Annotated in this window: 27 protein-coding genes, 2 tRNA genes and 1 riboswitch; of the genes, 21 read left to right on the top strand and 8 right to left on the bottom strand. The window is 31.0% G+C overall.

The features are described 5' to 3' along the window. Window positions 1–62: 62 nt before the first annotated feature. Window positions 63–137, top strand: a tRNA-Gln gene (locus L988_RS09615). Between the two features lie 2 nt (window positions 138–139). Beyond that, window positions 140–216: transfer RNA gene (locus L988_RS09610), tRNA-Met, on the top strand. Between the two features lie 44 nt (window positions 217–260). Here L988_RS09610 and thiE read toward each other — a convergent pair. Further along, window positions 261–896 (bottom strand): thiamine phosphate synthase, encoded by a 636-nt coding sequence (gene thiE / locus L988_RS09605; protein WP_047383748.1) that lies wholly within the window; start codon window positions 894–896, stop codon window positions 261–263. Window positions 897–1018: 122 nt separating this feature from the next. Between thiE and L988_RS09600 the strand changes: the two genes are divergently transcribed. Continuing rightward, the gene (locus tag L988_RS09600; protein ID WP_231549838.1) at window positions 1019–1675 is read left to right on the top strand and encodes a YitT family protein; all 657 of its coding nucleotides are present in this window, start codon (window positions 1019–1021) and stop codon (window positions 1673–1675) included. A gap of 44 nt (window positions 1676–1719) precedes the next feature. On the opposite strand, the gene L988_RS09595 is transcribed toward L988_RS09600, so the two are convergent. From L988_RS09595 to L988_RS09580, 4 genes are all read right to left on the bottom strand, one after another. Continuing rightward, window positions 1720–2595, bottom strand: a complete 876-nt coding sequence (locus tag L988_RS09595; RefSeq protein ID WP_052191792.1) for an alpha/beta fold hydrolase — start codon at window positions 2593–2595, stop codon at window positions 1720–1722. A 15-nt stretch (window positions 2596–2610) separates the two neighbouring features. After that, window positions 2611–3531, bottom strand: a complete 921-nt coding sequence (locus tag L988_RS09590) for a calcium/sodium antiporter (RefSeq protein WP_047383746.1) — start codon at window positions 3529–3531, stop codon at window positions 2611–2613. A gap of 13 nt (window positions 3532–3544) precedes the next feature. Continuing rightward, entirely contained in the window at window positions 3545–4900 is a 1356-nt protein-coding gene (locus tag L988_RS09585; protein ID WP_047383745.1) for an MATE family efflux transporter, read from the bottom strand. Between the two features lie 72 nt (window positions 4901–4972). Further along, on the bottom strand, window positions 4973–5650 hold the full coding sequence (locus L988_RS09580; RefSeq protein WP_047383743.1) for a flavin reductase family protein: 678 nt from the start codon (window positions 5648–5650) through the stop codon (window positions 4973–4975). A 154-nt stretch (window positions 5651–5804) separates the two neighbouring features. Here L988_RS09580 and L988_RS13695 point away from each other — a divergent pair, with 154 nt between their 5' ends. From L988_RS13695 to L988_RS09500, 17 genes are all read left to right on the top strand, one after another. Next, window positions 5805–5963 carry a hypothetical protein gene (locus L988_RS13695; RefSeq protein WP_156110661.1) on the top strand — a complete coding sequence of 53 codons (159 nt, stop codon included), beginning with the start codon at window positions 5805–5807 and terminating at the stop codon, window positions 5961–5963. Between the two features lie 25 nt (window positions 5964–5988). Continuing rightward, window positions 5989–6327: a YMGG-like glycine zipper-containing protein gene (locus L988_RS09575; RefSeq protein ID WP_052191791.1), complete on the top strand. Its 339-nt coding sequence runs from the start codon at window positions 5989–5991 to the stop codon at window positions 6325–6327. A gap of 155 nt (window positions 6328–6482) precedes the next feature. After that, window positions 6483–6660, top strand: a riboswitch (cobalamin riboswitch). A gap of 127 nt (window positions 6661–6787) precedes the next feature. Further along, the gene (locus L988_RS09570; RefSeq protein WP_047383741.1) at window positions 6788–8275 is read left to right on the top strand and encodes a cobyric acid synthase; all 1488 of its coding nucleotides are present in this window, start codon (window positions 6788–6790) and stop codon (window positions 8273–8275) included. After that, window positions 8272–9219, top strand: a complete 948-nt coding sequence (gene cbiB / locus L988_RS09565; protein ID WP_047383740.1) for an adenosylcobinamide-phosphate synthase CbiB — start codon at window positions 8272–8274, stop codon at window positions 9217–9219. The genes L988_RS09570 and cbiB overlap by 4 nt, the downstream gene beginning before the upstream one ends. 17 nt (window positions 9220–9236) lie before the next feature. Further along, window positions 9237–10292 carry a threonine-phosphate decarboxylase CobD gene (gene cobD, locus L988_RS09560; RefSeq protein ID WP_047383738.1) on the top strand — a complete coding sequence of 352 codons (1056 nt, stop codon included), beginning with the start codon at window positions 9237–9239 and terminating at the stop codon, window positions 10290–10292. Then, window positions 10289–11617, top strand: a complete 1329-nt coding sequence (locus L988_RS09555; RefSeq protein ID WP_047383736.1) for a cobyrinate a,c-diamide synthase — start codon at window positions 10289–10291, stop codon at window positions 11615–11617. Before cobD ends, L988_RS09555 begins: the two co-directional genes overlap by 4 nt. Further along, complete coding sequence (locus L988_RS09550; protein ID WP_047383735.1) at window positions 11605–12249, top strand: precorrin-8X methylmutase; 645 nt, start codon at window positions 11605–11607, stop codon at window positions 12247–12249. The genes L988_RS09555 and L988_RS09550 overlap by 13 nt, the downstream gene beginning before the upstream one ends. After that, entirely contained in the window at window positions 12249–13382 is a 1134-nt protein-coding gene (gene cbiD / locus L988_RS09545; protein WP_047383734.1) for a cobalt-precorrin-5B (C(1))-methyltransferase CbiD, read from the top strand. The genes L988_RS09550 and cbiD overlap by 1 nt, the downstream gene beginning before the upstream one ends. Then, window positions 13375–14004 (top strand): precorrin-6y C5,15-methyltransferase (decarboxylating) subunit CbiE, encoded by a 630-nt coding sequence (cbiE, locus tag L988_RS09540; protein WP_047383733.1) that lies wholly within the window; start codon window positions 13375–13377, stop codon window positions 14002–14004. The genes cbiD and cbiE overlap by 8 nt, the downstream gene beginning before the upstream one ends. Before the next feature lie 5 nt (window positions 14005–14009). After that, window positions 14010–14585 (top strand): precorrin-6Y C5,15-methyltransferase (decarboxylating) subunit CbiT, encoded by a 576-nt coding sequence (cbiT, locus tag L988_RS09535; RefSeq protein WP_047383773.1) that lies wholly within the window; start codon window positions 14010–14012, stop codon window positions 14583–14585. Continuing rightward, a complete protein-coding gene (gene cobI / locus L988_RS09530; RefSeq protein WP_047383729.1) occupies window positions 14585–15310 on the top strand; it encodes a precorrin-2 C(20)-methyltransferase in 726 nt (241 codons plus the stop codon). Before cbiT ends, cobI begins: the two co-directional genes overlap by 1 nt. Beyond that, window positions 15289–16050, top strand: coding sequence for a precorrin-4 C(11)-methyltransferase (gene cobM, locus L988_RS09525; protein WP_047383728.1), 762 nt, complete (start codon window positions 15289–15291; stop codon window positions 16048–16050). The genes cobI and cobM overlap by 22 nt, the downstream gene beginning before the upstream one ends. Then, complete coding sequence (gene cbiG, locus L988_RS09520) at window positions 16050–17036, top strand: cobalt-precorrin 5A hydrolase (RefSeq protein ID WP_047383727.1); 987 nt, start codon at window positions 16050–16052, stop codon at window positions 17034–17036. Before cobM ends, cbiG begins: the two co-directional genes overlap by 1 nt. After that, complete coding sequence (gene cobJ / locus L988_RS09515) at window positions 17023–17754, top strand: precorrin-3B C(17)-methyltransferase (protein WP_047383726.1); 732 nt, start codon at window positions 17023–17025, stop codon at window positions 17752–17754. The genes cbiG and cobJ overlap by 14 nt, the downstream gene beginning before the upstream one ends. Continuing rightward, window positions 17751–18491, top strand: coding sequence for a precorrin-6A reductase (gene cobK, locus L988_RS09510; protein WP_047383725.1), 741 nt, complete (start codon window positions 17751–17753; stop codon window positions 18489–18491). The genes cobJ and cobK overlap by 4 nt, the downstream gene beginning before the upstream one ends. Window positions 18492–18510: 19 nt before the next feature. Then, window positions 18511–18792, top strand: a complete 282-nt coding sequence (locus tag L988_RS09505; RefSeq protein WP_052191790.1) for a zinc-ribbon domain-containing protein — start codon at window positions 18511–18513, stop codon at window positions 18790–18792. 159 nt (window positions 18793–18951) lie between these two features. Next, complete coding sequence (locus tag L988_RS09500) at window positions 18952–19188, top strand: hypothetical protein (protein ID WP_047383724.1); 237 nt, start codon at window positions 18952–18954, stop codon at window positions 19186–19188. A gap of 68 nt (window positions 19189–19256) precedes the next feature. On the opposite strand, the gene L988_RS09495 is transcribed toward L988_RS09500, so the two are convergent. Together L988_RS09495 and L988_RS09490 are read right to left on the bottom strand one after the other, a co-directional pair. Further along, a complete protein-coding gene (locus L988_RS09495) occupies window positions 19257–20285 on the bottom strand; it encodes a low specificity L-threonine aldolase (RefSeq protein ID WP_047383723.1) in 1029 nt (342 codons plus the stop codon). A gap of 84 nt (window positions 20286–20369) precedes the next feature. Further along, the gene (locus tag L988_RS09490; protein ID WP_047383721.1) at window positions 20370–21299 is read right to left on the bottom strand and encodes a DUF523 domain-containing protein; all 930 of its coding nucleotides are present in this window, start codon (window positions 21297–21299) and stop codon (window positions 20370–20372) included. A gap of 194 nt (window positions 21300–21493) precedes the next feature. Between L988_RS09490 and L988_RS09485 the strand changes: the two genes are divergently transcribed. After that, the gene (locus L988_RS09485; protein ID WP_047383720.1) at window positions 21494–22318 is read left to right on the top strand and encodes an aldo/keto reductase; all 825 of its coding nucleotides are present in this window, start codon (window positions 21494–21496) and stop codon (window positions 22316–22318) included. Between the two features lie 33 nt (window positions 22319–22351). Here the strand turns inward: L988_RS09485 and L988_RS09480 are convergent, their stop codons facing one another. Continuing rightward, entirely contained in the window at window positions 22352–22693 is a 342-nt protein-coding gene (locus L988_RS09480; RefSeq protein ID WP_047383718.1) for a zinc ribbon domain-containing protein YjdM, read from the bottom strand. Window positions 22694–22768 lie beyond the last annotated feature (75 nt).

Raw genomic sequence — 22768 nt, 5'->3', positions numbered from 1 at the left:
GGTAGAGCACACGACTTTTAATCGTGTTGTCACTGGTTCGAGCCCAGTATGACGCACCATTTTGGGGTGTCGCCAAGCGGTAAGGCAACGGACTTTGACTCCGTCATGCGTTGGTTCGAATCCAGCCACCCCAGCCATTGCCTAGATAGCTCAGTTGGCTAGAGCACCCGGTTCATACCCGGGCGGTCGAAGGTTCGAATCCTTTTCTAGGCACCATTTAAGAGTTTTAAGCACAGATTAATCTGTGCTTTTTTTTATTCTTAATAAGATTTAATTTTTTCATTGATTCTTTTTGTAATTTCAAAAGTATTTTTATTGCAGATTAGCTCTGATATAAGGCACACAGATTTTGCACCTCTAGATAAAACTTCTTCTAAATTATGTTCTTTTATTCCACCGATAACAGTATATGGAAGAGTGATATTTGCTTCGACTTCTTCTAGAAACTTAAGTGTTAGAGGGTTTCCAGCATCTTTTTTTGTATCAGTATGGAAAATAGGTCCAACTCCAATATAATCAGCTCCATTTTTAACGGCATCTTCAGCTTCTTGTAAATTATGAGTTGAAATTCCAATTATTTTATTTTTTCCTAGAACTTTTCTAACCTCTGAAATAGGAAGATCATCTTGACCAATATGAATTCCATCTGCATCTACAAGAAGGGCAATATCAAGGTGGTCGTTAACTATAAATATGGCGTTATATTTTTGTGTTAATTCTCTAAGCTCTTTAGCTTCTTTAAAAAGTTTTTTCATATCTCTACTTTTTTCTCTATACTGTATAATCTTCGCTCCACCTTGAAGTAGTTCCTCGCAATATGTTAAAAAATTCTTATTGTTAGCACATTCAGAGTCGGTAATAGCGTAGATACCTATAGGTAATTTAAATCTGTTCATAAAAACCTCCATATATTCTTTTTTTCATAATAATATTATACTAAAATCGAAAAAAATCAAATAAAATTTTCTTTTTAAATTAAAAATGATATAATAATTCCAGAAAAAATAGGAAGGGTATGATGATGAAACGAGAGGTATTTAAGTATTCAAAATTAATGTTAGGTCTTTTATTGTGTTCGTTAGGAGTTGTTACGATTCTAAATTCTAATTTGGGATTGTCACCATGGGATGTTTTAAATCAGGGGTTAAACAAAACAATTGGTATAACTTTAGGAGAAGCGAATCTATTAGTTGGAGCTGTTGTTGTTTTTGTAAGTATATTTTTAAAACAACCAATAGGTAGTGGTACGATTATAAACTTTTTATTGGTAGGAGTTTTTATAGATATGTACATGTATTTAGATGTAGTTCCAAAAGGAGATGTGTTAATCAAAAAGATAGCGATTTTAATTATTGGAATAATGATATTCAGTTATGGATGCTATGTCTATATATCGACTGGACTGGGTTGTGGTCCGAGAGATGGTTTAATGGTAGTTTTAACAAAAAAATCGAAATATCCATTATGGAAAATAAAAACGTGTATAGAGGTTGTTGTTCTTTCGATAGGGTATATTCTAGGTGGAAGTGTCGGAATAGGAACAATAGTATCTTCGATTTGTGTGGGACCATTGATTCAATATTTCTTTAAAATGAATAACCAAGATATAAAACTTTTAGAGCATAGAAGTGTTGTTAGAGAGTTTCAATTCTTAAAAGCAAAAGTTTTAAAATAAAAAAAAGGGCTGAATTGTCGTAAAGACATTTTAGCCCTTTAGTTTTATAATTGTTTATTTATCCAATTTAAGATATCATTGTAAACTTCATCTTTATTTATTTCATTTAAAATTTCATGTCTAGAATCTTTGTAGAGTTTAAGGGAAAGATTTTTAAATCCCAGTGATTTATAAAAATTGAAGAGTGATTTAACTCCTCTACCATATAAACCAATAGGGTCACTTTCTCCGGAAATAATAAGAATAGGAGTTTTTTTATTCACAAAATTAAAACTATTCTTTTCATACAACGTTGACAGAAAATTCAAAAAATTATAGTAAAATTTTGGGGTATAACTAAATCCACAACATGGATCTTTTAAAAAGGTATCGACTGTTTTTTTATCTCTACTAAGCCAAGAGGAACTATTTTTTTCAGAATCTTTAATTTTTGAGTTAGCTCCGAGAAAAATTATATCATTAAAAATTTTTTTAGGATTTTTTGTAAGTAAGGATATTGATTTGAAAATAATTTTCCCTAGAAAAGTTATTCCTTTTCTTTCAAAACAACTTCCCATAAAAATATAGTTAAAAGTTTTTTTAGAATAAACTTTCATATGTTTTTGTGCTATGAATGATCCCATACTATGACCTAAAATAAATATAGGAAGGGTAGGATGTAAACTTTTAATCTCCCTACTTATATTAACTTGATCGAAAACTAGTGTATCAAAAGAACCGGTAAAAAAACCAAGAGAATCATTCTCTCTAGCTTTTTCACCATGTCCTCTATGATCAGAAAGTACAACTATATAATTATTTTTGTTTAGAAATTCTGTAAACTTCAAATATCTTTTAGAGTGTTCGCTCATTCCATGAATTATTTGGATAATCCCGATAGCGGGAGCATTATTGTTATAGATTATTTGAATTTTAATCACTTCCTTTTTTAAAAATTATTTAAAAAGAGAGTATAAATAAGCTGAATAAACAGTTAAAAATAATAAACCGTGGATTCTATTTAATCTATATTTTCTCAAAACGAAAATAAATAGTAAAAGAGATGCAACAATATTTAAAATTAAATCAATAAAAGCGCCAGAACTAATATCAATAGGTGAGATTGTAGCAGAAACTCCTAAAATAAGGAATGTGTTAAATATATTAGATCCAACAACATTTCCAATAGCTATATCAGTGTTTTTCTTAAATGCTGCAATTACTGATGTTGCAAGCTCTGGAAGTGAAGTTCCTAAAGAGACAACAGTAATAGAGATTATTCTTTCTGAGATTCCGAAATTTCTAGCTAACTCAACAGCTGAATCAACTATAAATTTTCCACCAAAAACTAAAAGAACAAAACCTAAGATTGTTATGACAATAGCAATTGGTAGGGTGTAGTTTTTAACTTCCAATTCACTCTCTTCGTTGTTTGTAACAGTTAAATATGTATTGTATAAAAGAAATAGTATAAAACATCCAAGTAAAATTAAGCCATCAAACTTACTTAAAACTCCATTTTTAGATAGAACGTAAGTTAGAATCGAGGCAAAAAGTGCGATTGGAATTTCATATTTAACAGTGTTTCTAGCAACTGTTAAAGGATATATCAAAGCTGTTATCCCAAGAATAATAAGAACGTTTATGATATTGCTTCCAATAACATTTCCTAGGGTGATAGCGGATTTTCCATTCATTGCCGAGATAACATTTACAACAAGCTCTGGTGCGGATGTCCCGAATGCAACAATAGTTAAACCGATAACAATATTTGGGATGTTAAATTTTTTAGCGATTACAGAAGCTCCATCTACAAGAAAGTTTGCTCCGAAAACTAAAAATGTAACCCCCACAAGTAAAATAAGTAATGATAACATGAGTCCTCCTAAATTAAACTAAACTTTTAATCCATTTATATGAAGTTACACGAGGATATGACATCGCACATTTAACAATCTCTTCTAAACAGATTATGAAGTAAAGTGTTGTTATAGATAATCCAGGGATAAAGTGTATTGCAGCAAAAGCTAAAGGAATGCCTATAAACCAAATTCCGATCATTTCAACCGCGATTGCATAAACAACATCTCCTCCTCCTCTTAAAGTACCTATTACTTGTATAATAGCATAAAATCTTGCAGGAATAAAGAAGGCCATGGTTTTTAATACAACATTTACATTTTTAGCAGTTTCTGGAGTTATTTTAAATATCCCAACAATAGATGGAGAGATAAAATAGAAAACGAAACCTATAAAGATTCCAAGAAGGACCCCGAATTGAGATATTTTTCTAGAAAGATTATACGCTTCCTGTTTTTCACCGGCTCCAATTTTATTTCCAATGATAATTGCTGATGCAGCTCCAATACCTATTCCAAATATGTTGAACATATTATTTATTGTAATTGCTATTTGCATAGTAGCGGTTGCATTTACTCCAAGTTGAGCATATGCAATAGAGAATGTAGAGATTCCTAGAATCCACATGATATCGTTGAAGATAACAGGAGATGCTATCTTGAAAAATTCTTTAAATTTTTGTATTGAAAGATTTTTGTAACTGTTGAATTTTGTAGCGATTACATTATCAAATTTATATATTGCAAATAGAATAAATGCTAGCTCCATAGTTCTAGATATTGTAGTTCCAAGAGCAGCTCCTGTAACACCGAGTCTAGGCGCACCGAATTTTCCAAATATAAATAGATAGTTTAAAATTCCATTGAATATAATTCCAACAATACTTCCATACATAGGTAGTTTTGTTTGTGCAGTACTTCTAAGAGCCATTGAAAATGCTAATGTTATCGATGATAAAATATAACTTACTGCAACGGTTCTAAGATAACTGACACCAAGTTGTGTAACTACTGGATCCTTTAAGAAAATATGTATTATGTTTTCTGGAAATAGTATGGCGATACTTGCAAAAAATATAGATACAACAACGGAAATAAGAAGAGATAAATCTAAAAATTCATGAATTTTTTTAATATCCTTTTTTCCCCAAAGTTGTGACATAAAGATAGAGGCACCCATACCAACTCCAGCAACTGAGTAGAAGAAAATCATATAAAATTGATTGGATAATCCAACAGCAGCAATTTCGCTTTCTCCGAGTTTTCCAACCATGATGTTGTCTAATAAGTTTAATGATGCCGTAATCAAACTTTGTAAAATGATTGGAATGGCTAGAGCCATTAACATTTTGATAAAGCTTTTTTCAAATTTAAATTTTTGAATCATATAACACTCCTTTTGTAAATTAAAGAGCAGATGGGTTATAAGCTGCCCATCTGCTCTTTTTATTTGTAATTATTATTTTTTCTTTTTTGCTTTGGTTTTAATTTTTTTCTTTGGTTTTCTAACGCTTCTTTCATCTTTATATTCAACATAAGATTTGATATGTTTATATTTCTCTATTAAAAGAGGGTTTTTAGCTACTGAGAATCCAAATTGTCCAATAGGTTTTTTAGACATTGGGAAATACTCTCCGTGGCAATAGTTTATTAAGTTAGCCCATTCGAAGTGAATCTTTCCCTTTTCATCGATTATATTTTTATTTATATGAGATCCAACAACCTCAGCTAAAAATAAATCATGAGTTCCTAGAGGTATGATTTGTTTAACTTTACATTCAATGTTTATAGGAAAATCCTCGATATAGGGTGAATTTACATGATGTCCTGGCTTTGAAGTTAAACCAAGATGTTTTATTTTATCGACATCTCTACCAGATATAACTCCACAATAGTCGGTTTCTCTAACTTGGAAAGTATTTGGAAGATTAACGGTAAACTCCATAGTTTCTTTTATATATTCATATGATAATCTTTCAGGTCTAATTGAAATTGAAAGCATAGGTGGGTTTGTACAGATAGTACCAGTCCATGCAACGGTAAAAGCATTTTCTTTACCATCTTTATTTTTAGATGTAATAACTACAGCTGGAACAGGATTTAAAACTACACTTCCTTTAAATAGTTCTTTAGTCATTTTGATTCCTCTTTCTTTAAATGTTTTATCTTATCTTTTTATTATACATCAATAATTATTCGATGTCTAGTTTCTGAAAGTAAAAAAAAGCTTGTAAAATTAAAAGAAACATTATATTAATATAGAATACTAAAAATAAAAAAGAGGTGAAAAAATGAAAAGATTAAGATGTGATGTTGGATTTGCGGATAGTTTATTGTTTTTATTAGGGTGGACACTATTAGTTGTAATAACTTTTGGATTGGCTTCACCATTCTTTTTATTCTCACTAATAAAGTTTATGATTAATAAAACTGTAATAGTGGAAGAGTAATAGATAGTTAAAAGGAGTGAATGAAATGAAAAAGATATTAATTGTATCAATATTTTCAGTTTTAATTTTATCAGGTTGCTCTAATGTAGGTTCTAATACAATAGGCTCAACAACAGTTGGTGCAGGAGCGGGAGCATTGCTAGGGCAAGCTATCGGTGGAGATAGTAAGGCTACACTTTTAGGAGCCGGAATAGGTGCAGCGGCAGGAGCATTAGTTGGATCAGTTCAGGATCAAACTCAAACGATAAAAGATGTGAATCAGCAACCGTATTACCAGCAACAACCACAATATACTCAGCCACAATATAATAACCAATATAATAATCAGCAAAATACAAAACCGTATTATAGTCAACCGTATTAAAAGATTAAAGAGCCTTCAATTGAAGGCTCTTTTTGTTATAATCTCTAACACAAATGACTAAAGATAGGTTTAAATGCATTATTTTAGTTTTGTTTATAAACGATAAATTTTAAAAATGATTGACTTGTACATTATCATTATGTATAATTATGATAAATATGTATAGTATTAATGGTTCAAGAAGTTGATTAAAAGGAAAGATGAGTGAAAATCTCACACGGTCCCGCCACTGTAAGGAGGACGAAATTAGACTAAGCCACTGTAATTTTATGGGAAGGCCTAAGAGTAGGATGAATCTGAGTCAGGATATCTGCCATCAATATTTTAAGAAAATATAAAATCTGCGGTGAACAGATTTATATTTAGATTTGTTTACATTCAATTCTAATTATAAAAATTTTATTCACTTTCGCACTTTTATATTTCCGCTAAACTTCAATTAAAGTTAGGAGAAAGATATATGAAACATAAGAATATAATGGTTGTTGGGACATCTTCAGGAGCAGGGAAGAGCATAACAGTAACGGGCTTATGTAGAGCATTTTTTAAAGACGGACACGCGGTATTACCTTTTAAATCTCAAAACATGGCACTGAACTCTTATATAACAAAATCTGGGCATGAAATGGGAAGAGCTCAAGCTGTACAAGCTGTAGCTTGTGAAGTGGATGCTCACTATACTATGAATCCTATTTTACTAAAACCAACTGGCGATAGAAGAATTCAGGTTATTGTAAATGGAAAATCTATCGGAAACATGGGTGGATTAGAGTATGGAAGTTATAAAACAGAGTTAAAAAAAGATATAATGCTTGCATATGATTATATAAAAAATAACAGTGAAATATGTGTTGTTGAGGGAGCTGGTAGTCCTGTTGAATTAAATATAAAGCAAGATGATATAGTTAATATGGGGTTAGCTGAGATGATAGATGCGCCTGTTATTTTAGTTGCAGACATTGATAGAGGTGGAGTCTTTGCTTCAATTTATGGGACAATTTGCTTGATGGAACCAGATGAAAGAGCTAGAGTAAAAGGTGTGATTATAAATAAGTTTAGAGGAAATGTTGATATATTAAAACCAGGGTTAAGTAAAATCGAGGAGCTAACAGGAGTTCCAATCTTAGGAGTTATGCCATACTTTGAACTAGACATAGAGGATGAGGATGGTGTTACAGAGAAGTTTAATAAAATAAAAAATAAAAAAGGTGAGATAAATATTTCGGTTATAAAATTGAAACATATATCAAACTTTACAGATATAGATGCTCTTTCAATAAATGAGGATGTAAATATAAAATATATTACATCAGCTCATGAATTAGGAGATGAAGATTTAATAATAATTCCAGGGTCTAAAAATACCATAGATGATTTGAAAGATATAAAAGAGAAAGGGATCGCTCAAGAGATTATAAAGCTTTCTAGAAGAGGCATTCCTATTGTGGGGATATGCGGAGGGTTTCAAATTTTAGGAGAGAGAGTTTTAGATCCGTATGGTATTGAAGGAGATATAAAGGAGCTACCTGGGTTAGGTCTTTTAGATATAGAAACTGTCATGGAAAAGGAAAAAGTTACAACTCAATACTCCGGAGTATTAAATGGTAACAGTGGTTTATTAGAAGGTATGGGAAGTATTTTTGTAAAGGGATATGAGATTCATCAAGGAGTTACATCTGGAAAAGAGATTTCGTGTACAGAGGATAATAGATTGATTGCAACAGTAAATGAAAATATATTTGGAACTTATCTACATGGAATTTTTGATAATACTGAGTTTTCTGATTTTATTTTAAATAAAATTAGAGAGAAGAAAGGTCTTGAAAAAAAAGAGTCTGAGATGGATTTTGATGAATATAGACTTCGTGAACTAGATAAATTAGAAGAAATATTTAGAGAGAATATAGACATGAAAGCTATTTATAAGATTTTGGAGGGCGAGGTATGAGCTTCACATTAAAATTTTTAATAGCGTATGTTTTAGATTTGATGTTTGGAGATCCGTATTGGTTTCCACATCCAGTTAGATTGATAGGTAACTATATAAATATAATAGAAAAAAATATCTATAAATTTAAAAATAAAAAATTTTGGGGAGCTATTATGGCTATAGTTGTTATAATTACAACGGCAATAGCTTCTTATTATATAGCTAAAAGCTCAGAATACTTAGAAATTTTCTTTCTTTATACAACTTTAGCAACAAAAAGTTTAGGAGCTGAAGGTATAAAAGTTTATAAAATTTTAAAAAGTGGCGATTTAGAAAGAGCTCAAAAAGAGCTATCATATCTTGTAAGTAGAGATACAGGCGAAATGGATGAGGTTCAAGTTGTGAGAAGTACAATGGAAACTATAGCTGAGAACTCTGTGGATGGGATAATAGCACCGATGTTTTATGCTTTTTTGGGAAGTTTAGTAATGATTGATGGAGTCTCTTTAGCATTACCTTTAGCTATGGGATATAAAGCTATAAATACTTTAGATTCTATGGTTGGATATAAAAATGAAAAGTATATTGATTTTGGAATGGCATCTGCAAAAATAGATGATCTCTTTAATCTTATACCAGCTAGATTATCAGGAGCTTTAATTATTCCAATAGCAACTTTTCTTTTGGGAATGGGAATGAAAAAACCTTTAAAGATATTTTTTAGAGATAGAAAAAATCATTCGAGTCCAAATTCTGGCCATCCAGAAGCAAGCTTTGCAGGAGCTATTGGGGTTCAGTTTGGAGGAAAGACTAGATATTTTGGAAAGCTTTATGAGAAGCCAACAATAGGAGATAAAATAAAAGAGTTTGAAAAAGAGGATATAAAAAAATGTTATAAAATTATGTTTATGACATCTTTGGTGGGAGTTGTTTTATTTAGTAGTTTAATACAATTAGTATAAAGATGGGATGTGAGAACATGGATTTACATGGTGGGAATATTTATAGATTGAAAAGAGAGGATGGAGTAGAGGTATTAGATTATAGTTCTAATATAAATCCTTTAGGGGTTCCGGAGAGCTTTAAGAAAGCAGTTATAGAAAATTTCGAAGCTTTGGAGAAGTATCCGGATATAGATTATGTAGAGTTGAGACAATCTATAGCAAACTATAATAGTTGCTCAATAGACAATGTTGTTGTTGGAAATGGAGCCACAGAAGTTTTATTTTTATATATGAAAGCTGTAAAAGCTAAAAAAGTGCTTATAATAGCTCCAACTTTTGCAGAGTATGAAAGAGCAGCAAAAGCAGCAGGAAGAGATGTAAAATTTTTCCCACTGAGTAAAGATTTTTCATTGAATGAGAATCTACTAATGGATTTTATAACTGATGAAGATGTGGTTGTAATGTGTAATCCAAATAATCCAACAGGAAAATTCCAAGATTTAGATAAAATAAAGAGGATAGCTAATTTTTTAGAAAGAAAAAATAAAAAATTATTTGTAGATGAAGCGTTTATAGAATTTGTGGACGGGTGGAAAGATAAAACTTCTTTTTTATTAAAGCATAAAAATATTTTTATATTAAGAGCTCTTACTAAATTTTTTGCTCTTCCAGGGGTTAGATTAGGTTATGGTTTAACTTTTGATGAAGCTATTTTAGAAGAGATAAGAAATATAAGAGAACCTTGGAGTGTAAATGGAGTAGCAGAGATTGCAGGAAAAACCATGTTATTAGATAATCTATACATTCACGAGACAGAGGCTTGGATAAAAAAAGAGAAGATTCAATTTTATGAGGAACTAAAAGCTTTAAAAGGAATTGAAGTTACACCAACAGAGACGAATTTTATCTTAGTTAAGTTGTTAAATGATGATGCTAAAAGTTTCAGAAAGAAGATGATAGAGAATGGTGTGCTTGTTCGTGATGCATCTAACTTTATGTTTTTAGATGAAAGCTATATCAGGCTTGCCATAAAAGATAGAAAGAAAAATGAAAAGGTATTAGAAGCTTTAAAGAAGGTGCTTGGAGAATGAAAGGATTCGTTTTAGCTGGAACAAGAAGTGGGATAGGAAAGACAACAGTTTCTATGGCTCTTATGTCAGCTTTTTCAGATGTTTCACCATTTAAAGTTGGTCCTGATTATATCGATCCAAGTTTTCATAAGTTTATAACCGGAAATAACAGTTATAATTTAGATCTTTTTTTGATGGGAGAAGAGGGAGTAAAATATAGTTTTTTAAAACATAGAAAAGAAATATCTATTGTTGAGGGTGTGATGGGGCTTTATGATGGGCTTGGAAATTCTTTGGATAACTATAGTACTGCACATCTTTCAAGGGTTTTAAATCTTCCTGTAATATTGGTGGTTGATGCGATAGGTAAAAGTACTAGTATCGCAGCAGAGGTATTGGGATATAAAATGTTGGATCCAAGAGTCAATATTGCTGGAGTTATAATAAATAGAGTTAGCAGTGAAAAATTGTATTTTATGTTGAAAGAGGCAATTGAAAGTTACACAGACATTCCTTGTATAGGATATTTAAAAAAAGATGAAAATCTAGGAATTAGCAGTAGACATTTGGGATTACTTCAAGCTGATGAGGTCCAAGATTTAAATGAAAAAAAAGAGTTGTTAAAATCGGAGATCAGAAAAACCGTAGATTTTGAAAAACTCGAAAAACTTATTGGAATAGAAACGGATTTTGAATTTGAAGATATTTTTAAAAAGTTTGAAAACAGATTCTCAGAAATAAAAATTGGAGTAGCAAAGGACAAAGCTTTTTCATTTTATTACGAGGATAATTTAGAACTTTTAAAAAGAATGGGAGCTGAACTCGTAGACTTTTCACCGATAGAGGATGAAAAAATTCCAGAAGTTGATTTTTTATATTTTGGTGGAGGTTATCCAGAAAATTATTTAGAAAAATTATCATCTAACGAATCGTTTAAAATCTCTTTGAAAGAGTTTCATAAAAATGGAGGATATATATACGGAGAGTGCGGTGGATTTATGTACCTGAGTAAGGGTATAAAAACTTTAGACGAAAAATTTTATCCGTTAGCTGAATTGATAGATTGTAGTACGAAGATGACCGGTAGATTATTTATAAGTCGATTTGGATATGTAGATGTTGAATATAAAGATTTAAAAGGGAAAGCTCATGAGTTTCATTACTCAACAATTGATGAAGTTGGACAGTGTGAAAGAGAATTTAAGTTAAAGAAGTTAGATGGAAGAGAGTGGTTATGTGGATATAGAAATAAAAATTTAATCGCAGGATATCCTCATCTTCACTTTTTTAAAAATATGGAGATATTAATTGAAATTTTAGAAGGAGCAAAAAAATGTCGTATATAAAAAAACCACAAGATATAGAGATTAGAAGTTTTGAGATAATAGAGGAGGAGTTAGGGAAAAAGGCTGAAGAGTTTTCAGCACAGCATCTTCCTGTAGTAAAAAGAGTAATTCATACAACTGCAGATTTTGAATATGCAGATTTGATAGAGTTTTCTGAGGATGCAGTAGAATCTTGTTTAGAAGCTTTGAAAAAAGGTGGAAAAATATATTGTGATACAAATATGATTGTAAATGGACTTAGCAAAATTACATTAGATAAATTCAATTACTCTGCATATTCATTAGTAGCAGATAAAGATGTTGCAGCAGAGGCTAAAGATAGAGGAGTAACAAGATCAATTGTAGGAATAGAGCATGCTGCAAAGGATCCAAATACAAATATATATCTGATTGGAAATGCACCTACAGCATTGTTTAGATTAAAAGAACTTATAGATTCAGGAGAGGTTGAAAAACCAGCGCTGATTGTAGGAGTTCCAGTAGGGTTTGTAGGAGCAGCTGAATCAAAAGAGATTTTACCAGGAAGTGGAATTCCGTATATAATCGTAAAAGGAAGAAAGGGAGGAAGTCCAGTAGCTGTATCAATTCTTCATGGTATTTTATACCAGTTATATAAGAGAGAAGGATTTTAATGAATAATGACTTACGATCTGGATATACGACAGGAACATGTGCTACAGTAGCTGCTTTAGCCGCTTTAGATTTACTTCTAAAAAGTGAGATAGAAAATAACTGTATATTTACAACTTTGAATGGAACAACGATAGATATTCCTATAAAAGCTAAGAAAAGAGTTGGAGATTGGGCAAGAGGTGTTGTAATTAAAGATGCTGGTGATGATCCTGATGTAACAAACGGAATAGAGATTTGTGCTAAAGTAAAAGTTGTAGATGAGTTACCAGATATTAAAAAAGCTCACAAATTCAATAATATACTTTTGGTCGGAGGAAGAGGTGTTGGAGTTGTAACTAAAAAAGGTTTAAAAGTTGAACCAGGTAAGTCAGCAATAAATCCAGGTCCTCAAGAGATGATAATAAAAGCATTAGCAGAACTTTTAGAAAGTTGCGAGATGAATCATCTAAAGTTACTAGTTTATATCTATGTTCCAAAAGGTCGTGAAAAAGCTTTGAAAACTTTTAATGGAAAGTTAGGAATTTTAGGTGGAATATCTATTTTAGGTTCCACAGGGATTGTTAAGCCGATGAGTGAAGAAGCACTACAAAATTCGATGTTTGCAGAGCTTAAAGTTTTAAAAGAAAATAGTGATAGAGATTGGGTACTATTTTTATTTGGAAATCATGGAAAACAGTTTTGTATAGATAATAATATAGATATTGGACAAAGCGTTGTTACGAGCAATTTTATAGGATTTATGATAGATAGTGCTGTAAAACTAGGATTCAAGAGAGTTATGCTTATAGGGCATATAGGAAAAGCTATAAAAGTAGCTGGTGGAATATTTAATACTCATAGTAGAGTAGCAGATGCACGTCTAGAGGTAATAGCTGCAAATGCTGTTTTGATAGATGAACCAAGAGAAAATATATTGAAAGTTTTAGAGTCGAATACAGCTGAAGAGGCTTGTGAGTATATCTCTGAAAAAGAGAGATTATTTAATCTTATTGCTAATAAGGTTTCTAAGAGATCTTCAGAATTCTCTAGAGAGACTTTAAAATTTGAATCAGTATTGTTTAATTATAAAGGGGATATTTTAGGTTCGAGTGACGGATTTTATAAGATGGTAGAGGAGTTAAAAAGTGAATAAAAAATTATCAGTTTTAGGTCTTGGGCCAGGGAACTTAGATTACTTAACAAGAGCTGGATTTAAGTTGATTGCAGAATCAGAGATAGTTATTGGTGGTGAGAGACAGTTAGAAGAGATAGATGAACTTTTAACAAATCAAGATAGATATGTTATGAAAAAGCTGGATTCTATGAAAAAGTTTGTTTCTGAAAACTTAAATAAAAATATAGTTTTTATAGTTTCAGGGGATACAGGATACTATAGTTTACTTACATATTTGAAGAAAAGTTTTCCAACAGAAAGCTTTAATGTAATTCCAGGAATATCATCGTTTCAATATCTTTTTTCAAAGTTAGAGATGACTTGGGAGCACTATCGATTATTAAGTGTCCATGGCAGAGAGAATGATTACGTAAAAGCTTTGTATGAAAGTAAAGATGGAGTTGTGCTATTGACTGATGAGAGTAATAATCCAATAGAGATAAGCCGTAATTTAGTTCAAACTGGATTTGATAATATAGAAGTGATAGTAGGAGAGAGGCTATCATATTCAGATGAAAAAATAAGTAGATTTTTAGCACAAGAGTATGAACAAAATATTAGAAAATATGAGATGAATGTTACAATTTTAAGAAAGGTATGATGAGCATGGGACATATTTATGACAAAGAGTTTATTCAGAGAGAGTTACCTATGACAAAGCAAGAGATTAGAGCAATCTCTATAGCAAAGTTACAATTGAAAGATGATTCTATTTTGATAGATGTTGGAGCTGGAACAGGGACAATTGGTATAGAAGCAGCAACATACTTGAGAAATGGAAAAGTTTTTGCAATTGAAAAAGAGGAAAAAGGGATAGAAACTCTGAAAGAAAATATTCAAAAGTTCAGATTAGATAATATAGAAGTTTTAGTAGGAAGGGCTCCCGAAGTGATTCCAACTATTGAATACGATAGAATGTTTATCGGCGGTTCAACAGGATCGATGAAGAGTATATTGGAGCATTTTTTAAAGTATTCTAAAAGTGATGCAAGAATAGTTATAAATGCAATAACTTTAGAAACTTTAGCGGATGCTACAAAACTATTGAAAGAGTTAAATTTTAAAAATATAGAGGTTGTAAATGTTGTTGTATCGAGAGGGAAAAATATAGGACCATACACGATGATGTATGGTGAGAATCCAATATATATAATAACAGCAAACAAGGAGGAAACAGAGTAATGTCAACAGCAAGATTTTATGGAATTGGAGTAGGAGTAGGAGATCCGGAAATGATAACTTTAAAAGCTATCAGAGCATTTAAGGAGTTAGATGTGGTGGTGTTGCCTGAAGCTAAAAAGGCTGAAGGAAGTACAGCTTATGAGATAGCAAAGGAATATCTGAAAGATGGAGCAGAAACTATGTTTGTTGAGTTTCCTATGTTGAAAAGTGTAGAGGCGAGAAAAGAGTTTAGAAAAAAGAATGCCGATATGATTTTAGAGCATTTAAAAGCTGGAAAAAAAGTTGGGTTTTTAACAATTGGAGATCCGATGACATACAGTACATATGTTTATATTTTAGAATATTTAGATGGAGAGATTCCGGTGGAAACAATTCCAGGAATATCGTCATTCTCAGATATGTCTTCAAGATTTAATCTACCTTTAGTTATGGGAGAGGAATCATTAAAAGTTATATCTTTAAATGCTGAAACAGATGTGATTCATGAGATCAACTCAGCTGATAATATTGTATTTATGAAAGTTTCAAGAAACTTCGATAAATTGAGAGCTGGATTAGAGGCTACAGGAAATTTAGAAAATGTAATTATGGTTTCAAATTGTGGAAAAGAAACTCAGGCTATAAATTTTGATTTAATGAAATTAGAAGAGGCTGACATTCCTTATTTCACAACATTAATACTTAAAAAGGGCGGTATCAATCAATGGAAAAAGTTTATTTCATAGGAGCGGGACCAGGGGATCCTGAGTTAATAACTGTAAAAGGGCAAAGATTAGTTAAAGAAGCAGATGTAATTATATATGCGGGATCATTAGTACCAAGACAAGTTATAGAGTGCCATAAAGAGGGAGCCGAGATTCACAACTCAGCTTCAATGACTTTAGAAGAAGTTATAGATGTTACAGTAAAAGCTGTGAAGGCTGGAAAAAAAGTAGCTAGGGTTCACACAGGAGACCCTGCAATTTTTGGTGCTCATAGAGAACAGATGGATATGTTAGATGAGCACGGAATAGAGTATGAAGTAATTCCAGGGGTAAGTTCGTTTTTAGCTTCTGCAGCAGCAGTGAAAAAAGAGTTCACACTTCCTAGCATCTCTCAGACTGTGATATGTACAAGATTAGAGGGAAGAACTCCAGTTCCTGAAAAAGAAAGTTTAGAATCTTTAGCGTCGCACAGAGCATCAATGGCAATATTCTTGTCTGTTCATATGATAGGTGATGTAGTAAAAAGATTAGCAGTACACTATCCGATGACTACTCCTATAGCAGTAGTTCAAAGAGCAACTTGGGAGGATCAAAAGGTTGTATTAGGAACTTTAGAAACTATAGAAGAGAAAGTAAAAGAGGCGAATATAACTAAGACAGCTCAGATTTTAGTTGGAGATTTCTTGGGAGATAAATACGAAAAGTCTCTTCTTTATGATAAGCATTTTACACATGAGTTTAGAAAAGGGATAGAAAAGTAATGAGAATAGCTATTTGGACTGTGACAAGAGGAGCGGTTAAATCAGCTTTAAAAATAAAAGAAAAAAATCCAGAAGCTGATGTATATTCTTTAAAAAAATTCAATGTTGAAAATAGTTTAGGAATGGATGATTTTACAGCGACTTTAAATAGTAACTTTAAAAATTATGATATTCATATATTTATAATGGCGACGGGAATAGTTGTAAGAAAGATAGCGGATTTAATAGAATCAAAAGATATTGATCCTGCAGTTTTAGTTGTAGATGAAGGAATGAGATTTGTAATATCGTTATTATCAGGACATCTTGGAGGAGCAAATAATTTTGCAGAAGTTTTAAATAAGCAGCTTCAATTGGTTCCCATTATAACGACAAGTTCAGATGTCACAGGTAAAATAGCAGTGGATACTCTTTCTCAAAAGTTAGATTCGGATTTAAAATCTTTGGAAGATGCAAAAAAAGTAACAGCTTTGATTGTAGATGGTAAAAATGTTGAACTCAAACTTCCTAAAAATATATCAGACGAAAATCCAGAGGGAATCATTGTGGTTTCAAACAGAGAGAAAATAGAGATGGTTCAAATGTATCCTAGAAACTTAGTGATTGGATTGGGTTGTAGAAGAGGTATATTAAAAGACCAGATTTATGAATTTTTAATGGAGATTTTAAAAAAACACAATCTTTCATATAAAAGTATAAAGCATTTTGCGACTGTAGATTTAAAAGCGGATGAAGTCGGTTTGATTGAACTGGCAAAAGAGTTAGACAGAGAGTTGAAAATAATTGGTAGAGATGAGATATTAAAAATAGAGGATATGTTTGATGGCTCAGATTTTGTAAAAAAAGAGATAGGTGTTAGAGCGGTTTCAGAACCGTGTGCATATCTATCATCAAAAAAAGATGGAAAATTTGTAGAGATGAAGGCAAAAAAAGATGGAATGACAATTTCTATTTACGAGGAGAGATTTATATATGAAAAAAGGTAAGATATATGTAGTTGGAATAGGTCCAGGAAATATGGAGGATATAACAATAAGAGCGTATAGAACTCTTAAAGAGGTAGATGTAATAGCTGGATATATCACATATGTGGATTTAGTAAGAGATGAATTTTCTGATAAAGAGTTTTATGTATCAGGAATGAAAAAAGAGGTTGCTAGATGTGAGGGAGTTTTAGAAATAGCTAAATCTGGAAAAGATGTAGCTCTTATAAGTAGTGGAGATGCTGGAATATATGGAATGGCTGGAATAATGATTGAGGTTGCTCAAAAAGAGGGGTTCGAAGTTGAAATAGTTCCAGGAGTGACATCTTCAGTAGCTGGAGCAGCTATAGTTGGAGCACCGCTTATGCATGACCATGCAACAATAAGTTTAAGTGATCTTTTAACTGATTGGGATGTAATTACAAAAAGAGTAGATGCAGCTGCATCAGGTGATTTTATAATCTCTCTTTATAATCCAAAAAGTAAGGGAAGAACAACTCAGATAGTTGAAGCAAGAGAGATAATGTTAAAGCACAAAAAGCCAGAAACACCGGTGGCTTTATTAAGACATGTTGGAAGAGAAGATGAAAACTATACATTGACAAATCTAGATGAGTTTTTAAATCATGAAATAGATATGTTTACTGTTGTGATAATAGGAAACTCGAAAACATATATATCTAACGGTAGAATGATAACACCAAGAGGATATCATATATGATTTGGGTAATAGGTGGAACAAAGGACTCTAGAGATTTTATAGAGTCCTTTCCTTTTAAAGAGAAACTAATAGTAACAACAGCAACAGAGTACGGTGGAAAACTTTTAGAAGGTGTTAAGGATATAAAAGTATTTTGCAAAAGAATGGATTCTATAGAGATGGGGATATTTATAGATGAGAATATGATAGAAAAAATAGTAGATTTATCTCATCCTTATGCTGAAGAGGTATCTAGAAATGCTATTGCTATTTCAGAGGGGAAAAAAATAGAGTATATAAGATTTGAAAGAGAAAATTTAATATCAGAAGAAGGTGTTTTAGAATTTTCAGAAATTGAAAGCTTGATGAAATACTTAGAAAATCTTTCTGGAAAAATTTTAATCACATTAGGAAGTAATAATTTACATAGATTTCAAAATATAAAAAATAAAAATAATATTTTCTTCAGAATACTTCCAAAGTGGGAGATGGTAAAAAAAGCTGAAGATTTTGGAATACTTCCCAAAAATATAATTGCTATGCAGGGACCATTTTCTAAAGAATTAAATCTTGCAATGATGAGGCAACTTGATATAAAATATATGGTAAGTAAAAAGGGTGGAGATACAGGTGGAGAAAGAGAAAAAATAGAAAGTGCAAAAGAGATTGGGGTAGAAACTATTTTACTATCTAGGCCAAATGTGGATTATCCAATAGTTTTTTCAGATTTGAATAAACTTATACAATATATTATATAAATGAAAAGGGGGAGTTTTTATGGTATTTATAGGAATATTTGGAGTAAAAAGTTCAGAAGAAAAATTAAGAGATGTTGATTTTGAGTGTACAGGATGTTTATCAAAAAAGATGGAGTTATTTGCTTTCAGAAAAGTGTTTGAATTCTTTTTCTTGCCTGTGATAACTTTGAAAAAAAGTCATATTATAGCTTGTAAATCTTGTGAAAGCAGTTATAAACTAAAAGAGAATAAAATGGAAGAAATTCTTCTTAAAGGTAAAGTTAAGTATGAAGATGTAGAGGAAATAATAAAAGAGTATTAAAAAAAGATTAAGTGACAGTTTACTAAACATTTAAAATAAGAATACAATGCATATATAGTATATATAATTGTAACATTAAATATTTATATAATGAGATTGACATTTTAGATCAAAAACTGTATATTTAGATTATATGAAATATGTGGAGGCAGATTTAAAATGAATAAAAAAATTGTATATATTGTAGTGGGATTGTTATTAGCAATTAATATATATGCAAAAGGTTTAAAAAAAGAGAATGGTTATTATTCAACTTTGGAAAATTCTGTGATTAGTAAAACTACAGAGATATTTAACTATGGAAATCAGATATCAACTGTAAAAGCTATTAGTGAGAAAAATCTTACAGATGTAAGTGAACAAAATGTAAATTTTGTTATAAATAAAATGAGATAAACGTTTTTAGATGATGTGGAATAAAAGAAAAGGAGGCTAAGTAGACATAGCCTCCTTTTTCTATGATTTTAATTTTTTAATTCTTTTAAAACTTTAATAAATTTTGTAACCTCTGTTTCTAGAGTGGCCCAAGAAGTAACTAATCTGATAGCTGAGTTATTTTCATCAATTTTTGTCCATCTATAGAAAGAGTAATCTTGCTCAAGTTTTTCGATAATTTTATTTGGAAGAATTGGGAATAACTGATTAGTAGGGGAATTAATTAAGAAATTAAATCCTAAATCTTTGATTCCGTTATGTAAAATTTCTGCCATTATATTTGCGTGAGTAGAAACTTCAAGATAAAGATCATTTTTGAAAAGCTCAGAGAATTGGATTCCAAGAGCTCTTCCTTTAGCTAAAAGTCCACCTTTTTGTTTTATATTAAATCTAAAATTACTTTTTAATAAATTGCTTGAAATGATTAATGCTTCTCCGAATAAGGCTCCATGTTTTGTTCCACCAATATAAAAAGAATCTAAAAGAGTAGCAAAATCTAAAAGAGTTAAATCGTTCTCTTTAGCAACTAGAGCTGATCCTAATCTAGCTCCATCCATATAAAATAGTAAATCATTTTCTCTACAGAATTGACTTAGTTCTTCTAATTCATTTTTTTGATAAATAGTACCAATCTCTGTAGGGTTTGAAATATAAACCAACTTAGGTTTAACTGCATGTTCACTAGAGTGAGCTTCAATAACCGGTTTGATATCCTCAACTCTTAATTTACCATCATTTACATTTACTGCAATAACTTTATGTCCAGTTGCTTCAATTGCACCAGTTTCATTTACAAAAATATGCCCAGTATTAGCAGAAATAACGGCTTCGTAAGGTCTTAAAAAGGCGGATATGGCAATCAGATTTGTTTGAGTACCACCAACAAGAAGATGAATATCAATATCCTCTTTATTAATTTTATTTTTTAAAATATGGATAGCTTCGTTAGTGAATTCATCTTCACCATATCCAGCTTGTTGAATTAGATTTGTTTCAATTAAGGTTCTTAATATATTAGGATGAACTCCCTCACTATAATCATTTTTAAAGCTGTACATTTGATCCTCCTTCATATTTAAATTTATTTATTGTGTTTATTTTAAATATAAAAGCTGTAAATGTCAAAGTGTTTTTAGAACATTTTATCTTTCAGGTTTATAGTTAATAGGTGAACTTCTAAAAAAACCGTTTATTTTTCGAACTTCAATCTCTATTCCTAAAAGTTCTTGAGCTATATGAGTCATATTTCTTAAAATGTTTGGTTCATAAATTTCAGAAACTTCTATTCCATTTTTTTTCTTTAAATCGACATAATTTTCCCAAAGGTGTTTTTTGATATTCTCTAATTCTGCTGGTTTTCTCAGTAGATTCAAAATTTCTAAAGTAATTTTTTCATAAGTTTCAGGAGATGCTTCTTCTTCTGATTTTAGAATCTCTCTTACTTCATCTCTTATATGAGTTCCTTCCTCTTCGTGTAATTCATAAAGAACATATTTTACTTTGTCCCAGATATCTTTTAAGATCTCTTTCGAATTTACGGTTTGCTCTTTTATCCAAACGAAAGCAACTAATCTTCTTTTCCAATCCCACCAACGAACAGGACTTTGTAAATCAATAGAGCTGATTAAAAAAACATTTTTTTGGAGTAGAAGAGCACCAAAAACTCCCGGAGGATTTCCAAGGCGTTGATTTTTTAAACTAGTTCTATAAACTCCACAAGAGGGACTTCCCTCCATAAAGATATAAGCGTCTATCTCAGCTCGCTCAAGAGTTTCAAGACAAGCTAAAGCTCCCTTTTTAATCATCTCGTTTCTATTTTGTCCCTCTTTATTTTTAATATTTGCACGACCTTCCCAGAAATCAAAACCATTTCCACCAGAAAGTTTAATACTCGGTCTAGGAACTCCCATACCACTCATGACCTCAGGACAAACAGGAGTCCAAATAAATTGTCCACGATCTCTTCCAAGATATTGAGTTAAATCTATTCCTTTTCCGTTATATCTAACTTTTGAACCGAATTGGCAGGCTGCAATGCCAAGCTTCAATTTTCTTTTTAAAAGATTCTCCATAAATTTCCCTCCATTTAAATTTGACAAACTTCTATGTAAAGATTATACTCAGATTAAGAATTAATTCTTTTATATTTAATATTTAAAACTTACTTTAAAGTAAGTAACTTACAAAAATGTGTCTACTTGCAAAAAATTAAAAAAGTGAGTACACTTAAAAATATTTGAAAAAAATATAAGTGAGGGAGGATTAAATGTATAAATTAAATAATGGAGTTCTAATTCCAAATGTTGGATTTGGAACTTGGCAAATGAAAGATAAAGAGCAATGTAAAAATGCAGTTAGAGTGGCCTTAGAAACAGGGTATAGACATATTGATACAGCTGCTATCTATGGAAACGAAGATGCCGTAGGAGAAGGAATAGCTGAATTTTTAAAAAATAGTGAAACAAAAAGAGAGGATCTATTCATAGTTACAAAAGTTTGGAATACAGATCAAGGATACGAAACAACTTTAAAGGCTTTTGAAATATCTTTGGAGAAATTAAAATTAGATTATATAGATATGTATTTAGTTCATTGGCCTCAGCCTAAGAGTTTAGATAGAACATGGGAAACTTGGAGAGCTTTAGAAGAGCTTTATAAATTAGGAAAAGTAAAAGCAATAGGTGTTTGTAATATGAAAGAACATCATTTAAAGTATATAATGGAAAACTTTGAAATAGTTCCAGTTGTGAATCAAATTGAATTACATCCTCATTTACAACAAGTAGAATTAAAAAAATTCTGTGATGAAAATGGAATTTTAGTTGAAGCTTGGAGCCCTTTAATGCAGGGAGCTTTAGACCATGAAGGATTAAAGAGAGTAGCTCAAAAGAATGGAAGAACAGTAGCTCAAGTAGTTCTTAAGTGGCACTTACAAAATGGATTGTTACCACTACCTAAATCAGTAACACCATCTAGAATTAAGGAAAATTTTGAACTTAATTTTGAATTAGATAAAGATGATATGGATTATATAAACTCTTTAAATAAAGAGGAAAGATTAGGTCCGGATCCAGATGAAATAACATTCTAAATTATAAAAAATAAGGTCGTGCATTGCACGACCTTAGATTTTTTTTACAAACTCAGACTTTAATTTCATAGCTCCAATACCATCAATTCTACAATCGATATTGTGATCCCCTTCAACTAATCTGATATTTTTTACTTTAGTTCCAATTTTAACAACTGATGAACTTCCTTTAATTTTTAAATCTTTAATAACAGAAACTGTATCTCCATCAACTAGAAGAGTTCCGTTAGCATCTTTTACAATAAGAGAGTCATCTGCTTCTTCAGTAGCAGCCTCTGCTGACCATTCGTAAGCACACTCTGGGCAAACAAATAGATTTCCATCTTCATAAGTGTATTCTGAATTACACTTTGGGCAATTAGGTAAATTTGTCATAATATTTTCTCCATTTCTATATAATAATATTTATATTATAAAACAAAATTAATAAAAATTCAAGAAAACAAAATT

It is taken from the genome of Cetobacterium sp. ZWU0022 (assembly GCF_000800875.1).
Lineage (GTDB): Bacteria > Fusobacteriota > Fusobacteriia > Fusobacteriales > Fusobacteriaceae > Cetobacterium_A.
This window is presented reverse-complemented; position numbering and strand designations above follow the sequence as displayed.

Coding starts and splice junctions, on each gene's coding strand:
- thiE (WP_047383748.1), bottom strand. CDS start 896: ATGAACAGATTTAAATTACCTATAGGTATCTACGCTATTACCGACTCT.
- L988_RS09600 (WP_231549838.1), top strand. CDS start 1,019: ATGATGAAACGAGAGGTATTTAAGTATTCAAAATTAATGTTAGGTCTT.
- L988_RS09590 (WP_047383746.1), bottom strand. CDS start 3,531: ATGTTATCATTACTTATTTTACTTGTGGGGGTTACATTTTTAGTTTTC.
- L988_RS09585 (WP_047383745.1), bottom strand. CDS start 4,900: ATGATTCAAAAATTTAAATTTGAAAAAAGCTTTATCAAAATGTTAATG.
- L988_RS09580 (WP_047383743.1), bottom strand. CDS start 5,650: ATGACTAAAGAACTATTTAAAGGAAGTGTAGTTTTAAATCCTGTTCCA.
- L988_RS13695 (WP_156110661.1), top strand. CDS start 5,805: ATGAAAAGATTAAGATGTGATGTTGGATTTGCGGATAGTTTATTGTTT.
- L988_RS09575 (WP_052191791.1), top strand. CDS start 5,989: ATGAAAAAGATATTAATTGTATCAATATTTTCAGTTTTAATTTTATCA.
- L988_RS09570 (WP_047383741.1), top strand. CDS start 6,788: ATGAAACATAAGAATATAATGGTTGTTGGGACATCTTCAGGAGCAGGG.
- cbiB (WP_047383740.1), top strand. CDS start 8,272: ATGAGCTTCACATTAAAATTTTTAATAGCGTATGTTTTAGATTTGATG.
- cobD (WP_047383738.1), top strand. CDS start 9,237: ATGGATTTACATGGTGGGAATATTTATAGATTGAAAAGAGAGGATGGA.
- L988_RS09555 (WP_047383736.1), top strand. CDS start 10,289: ATGAAAGGATTCGTTTTAGCTGGAACAAGAAGTGGGATAGGAAAGACA.
- L988_RS09550 (WP_047383735.1), top strand. CDS start 11,605: ATGTCGTATATAAAAAAACCACAAGATATAGAGATTAGAAGTTTTGAG.
- cbiD (WP_047383734.1), top strand. CDS start 12,249: ATGAATAATGACTTACGATCTGGATATACGACAGGAACATGTGCTACA.
- cbiT (WP_047383773.1), top strand. CDS start 14,010: ATGGGACATATTTATGACAAAGAGTTTATTCAGAGAGAGTTACCTATG.
- cobI (WP_047383729.1), top strand. CDS start 14,585: ATGTCAACAGCAAGATTTTATGGAATTGGAGTAGGAGTAGGAGATCCG.
- cobM (WP_047383728.1), top strand. CDS start 15,289: ATGGAAAAAGTTTATTTCATAGGAGCGGGACCAGGGGATCCTGAGTTA.
- cbiG (WP_047383727.1), top strand. CDS start 16,050: ATGAGAATAGCTATTTGGACTGTGACAAGAGGAGCGGTTAAATCAGCT.
- cobJ (WP_047383726.1), top strand. CDS start 17,023: ATGAAAAAAGGTAAGATATATGTAGTTGGAATAGGTCCAGGAAATATG.
- cobK (WP_047383725.1), top strand. CDS start 17,751: ATGATTTGGGTAATAGGTGGAACAAAGGACTCTAGAGATTTTATAGAG.
- L988_RS09505 (WP_052191790.1), top strand. CDS start 18,511: ATGGTATTTATAGGAATATTTGGAGTAAAAAGTTCAGAAGAAAAATTA.
- L988_RS09500 (WP_047383724.1), top strand. CDS start 18,952: ATGAATAAAAAAATTGTATATATTGTAGTGGGATTGTTATTAGCAATT.
- L988_RS09495 (WP_047383723.1), bottom strand. CDS start 20,285: ATGTACAGCTTTAAAAATGATTATAGTGAGGGAGTTCATCCTAATATA.
- L988_RS09490 (WP_047383721.1), bottom strand. CDS start 21,299: ATGGAGAATCTTTTAAAAAGAAAATTGAAGCTTGGCATTGCAGCCTGC.
- L988_RS09485 (WP_047383720.1), top strand. CDS start 21,494: ATGTATAAATTAAATAATGGAGTTCTAATTCCAAATGTTGGATTTGGA.
- L988_RS09480 (WP_047383718.1), bottom strand. CDS start 22,693: ATGACAAATTTACCTAATTGCCCAAAGTGTAATTCAGAATACACTTAT.